Genomic DNA, 3,426 nt, shown 5'->3' with positions numbered 1-3,426 from the left:
GACCTGTATAGTAGTACGGGATCGAAGATCCCAAGCGAAGCCAGGTATGGATTTTAAAATATGGATATTTTAAACTGAAATTAAGGTGTTTTAAAATGAAACGATTTTAACATTTAAATTCTTTAAATTAAGTTTAAATTTAACAACAAAAAAATATATTTAAATTAGAACTCTGAATCCTCCTCTTCTGAACTATCAATAGGTTTAAATGTTTCAACATATTCTTCTTTTAATACAAATAAATATGGTCTTTTTCCTTCTGAATTTATTCTAGAAGCTTTCTTTCTTCCTTCATTTTCAAATTTACTCTTAATCTTATCTTTAAATTTATTAAATTCAGCAACTGTAAAACTTCCAAAATAATCTCTATAACAGAATTTAACTTCATCAAGAGTCATTCCATTAACAAATCCCTTATAGTTTTCAATAATAAATTTCTCTTCAATTGGTCTACATAATCCAATTAATCGTTTTCTTTCTTCTGTTACAGGGAAATCTCTAGGATTAAAATCAGAAAGATCTATATTTGAGAAATAAGTTATTAAATTATCATAAAATGTAGATGTTCTATTTTTACACAATTTACTGAAGAAATCGAAGTTTCTTTTGAATTTATTTGAAACATCCATGACACAATATCTTCTGTCAGTATCATCTATAATAATTGGTCTTGTGAAATTAGAACAGAAGATTAAATTAGCTACATTCTTCATATTATGGAATTTTCCATATATTTCTCTTCCTCTTTTAGATCTATCAGTAATTATTGCTTTCAACGAATTCATATCTTTAATAAATTCATCTTTCGCTGATGATAATTCATTAGCTACTAGCAACATATTATTTTCAACAACTGATGTGTAATTTCCAGTTAATTCAGCAATATCAGTGATAGTTTCTGAATATCCTGAAAATAATTCACAGAGAGTGTCTGTAAACACAGTTTTTCCAGTTCCAGGTTCTCCAAGAAGAACTAATCCAACTTCATTTTTTGTTCCAGGATTTTGAATCATATTTGCAATCCATTTGATTATATAATCATAAACAACTGGATCATTATTAGAAATACCTTCCTTAATTAACATCAAGAAATCTTTTATAAGATCTTGGTTAATTTCTTGAAGTTTCTGATAATTGAATCCATGGAAATATGAAATTATTTGATAATTCTTTTCGGATCTCTTATCGTTAAATGTAATGAAATGAAAATGGAAATATTCTGAATATTTCACAAACGCATCCCATGCACTATAAGAAGAATTTTTTCCTTTTGGAATATGTAGATCTATTCTTGATAATTCATTCTTGATTGCCTTGTCTGTTTGATACGAAAACGAAATAAATTTCTTTTCATTTTCCGGATCATAATTTTCATCAAATTCATCATCTTCATTTTCATTAATTTTGTAACCCTTTTCGATATACATTTTATCTTCAAATGAATGGAATCTGATGAATCTTAATAGATCATTAGCAGCAGCTTCTAGAGTTTTGTATTTATGAGCTCTTGCTTTTTTTGTAAACTCTATAACTGTAAATGGATCATTAAGGATATCAAATTTCTTAACATGAACACCACCAATTAATGGAAGAATAGATTGTTTATAATAATCAGGATTATGAAACTTGATTATATTAAATAAACAACCAATATGTGATTTTTCATCACCAACACTATCACAAACTTCATCAAAATGATCATTTGCATTAAGAGTTAAAAGATTATTCTGAAAAACTTTTCTAATTGCTTTTTCTTTCAATTTATCATTCAAACAATTAATTGCCTGGAAGAAATGAATTAAAGCAACTTCATCTTCAAGTTTCTTCCCTGAATGTGCACAATTATGAATTTTGAATCCGTTTAATCCATTAATTAAAGTTAATAGAACTTCTTCAGAAGGATTATCATAATTATATTCTTCTGAATTAACAGGTTTAGATGTTTTAGGTTTATTATATTTATCTTCAACTGCTTCTATCCAATTGAATGTTTTTAAAACATCTGTGATTGAATGTCTAACAGGCCATTCATAACTACCATTAATAAATTTCGATTGTTTAATTGTTTTCGTTGGATCTTTATCATAAATGATTTTTGATCCAATAACTAAACAATTCTGACGATTATTTGGATTTCTAGAAGTAAATAAATCTAAATCTAAACCTTTTTCAATAGAGATTTGTGCAAAAGAATTCTTCTTTGATTCAGGATCAAATCTATTGAAAAATTTATCATCATTATTACAATATATATGGAATCCTCCTGAAGGAGTCCGTGCAAGAACATAATCATTAGATTTACATACATTTTTAATGTATTTTCTTGTTCTTTTAGCTTCAGTTTCATCCATTAAATCATTTTCATGATGATTAATGTCAATATCAATTACAGATAAATATTCAACTTCATTCAAATAAATTGTTGCTCCAGTAATTGAATCATTAGAATCAAATTCATCTAAAGTTAAACTACCAGTTTTGATTGAATTATCAGTTGAAAATTTCTTGTAATTGTCAGTTGGAACCAAATGATTATTGATTCGTTCTTTTAATGATTTAGATTTCAGTGAATCTATATATCTTGATTTTTCAATTTCCTTTTTGTCTTCAGGTGATAAAGTCTCAATAACTTCATCAAGATCTAAATCTAAATTTAAATTAATTTCAGAAACTGAATTTTCATTAGATTTATTTGAATCTTCAGTATTATTGTTTGATTTTGGCATAAAATCGTAGTCAAAGCTTTCGCTCATTTAGTGACGATAAAAAAATAAAATTTAGGGTTTTAAAAACGTCCTTTTTACATTTTGAAAATATCCAATTATTTTAACCTTGTATTTTTTATTTTTTATCAACATCAAATGAGTAGCACCGCAAGGACAAGTCATTTGCAATGGATCGACGATCTTCCTGAAGATGTTGTTCCAATTAACGAATTTAAGAATCACAAATTTGATAATCTTTATTATTCACCATCTACTAATGAATTTTATCAAGCTCCTAAACTTAAATATAGAATATTAAGTAAGGATGAGAAATATCTTAAATGTAGAACTAATAAATCTTCTTCATCTAAGATTTCCATTAAGAAACTATTGGACAAACTAACCAATAATAGTTCTTAATAAATATTCATAATTTTTTTGATGTGTATCCACACAGTGATCAGAATTTAGATACTTAACTGTTAATTTACATCCATTAGCTCTTAGATAATTGCAATATTTTTGCTTCAGAAGCTTAACTCTTGGAGAATATTCTTGATTTTGATTATTTCTTGATGTCCAAACGATTGTTGTTCTGCATTTTGGAATATATTTATTATTTCTGCTGACAATTGAATCAAGAGTTAATTCAGTATTATCTAATGAATTGTCAACACCTGGATTCTCATAGAAATCTTCTACATAATCATTACCTCTATCT

Annotated in this window: 3 protein-coding genes; 1 reads left to right on the top strand and 2 read right to left on the bottom strand. The window is 26.5% G+C overall.

The window, feature by feature from the left end; genetic code table 11:
* Positions 1 to 164: 164 nt before the first annotated feature.
* A complete protein-coding gene (locus tag ACR0P1_RS07635) occupies positions 165 to 2,753 on the bottom strand; it encodes a primase-helicase family protein (protein WP_432645810.1) in 2,589 nt (862 codons plus the stop codon).
* Positions 2,754 to 2,861: 108 nt separating this feature from the next.
* Here ACR0P1_RS07635 and ACR0P1_RS07630 point away from each other — a divergent pair, with 108 nt between their 5' ends.
* The gene (locus ACR0P1_RS07630) at positions 2,862 to 3,125 is read left to right on the top strand and encodes a hypothetical protein (protein WP_432645809.1); all 264 of its coding nucleotides are present in this window, start codon (positions 2,862 to 2,864) and stop codon (positions 3,123 to 3,125) included.
* Here the strand turns inward: ACR0P1_RS07630 and ACR0P1_RS07625 are convergent.
* A partial coding sequence (locus ACR0P1_RS07625) for a hypothetical protein (RefSeq protein ID WP_432645808.1) occupies positions 3,105 to 3,426 on the bottom strand: 322 nt, incomplete at its 5' end. The genes ACR0P1_RS07630 and ACR0P1_RS07625 overlap by 21 nt on opposite strands.

Source organism: Methanobrevibacter sp. (assembly GCF_050872065.1).
Classification (GTDB): domain Archaea; phylum Methanobacteriota; class Methanobacteria; order Methanobacteriales; family Methanobacteriaceae; genus Methanocatella.
Note: the sequence above shows the minus strand (reverse complement) of the source record. Positions and strands in the feature narration are given on the sequence as shown.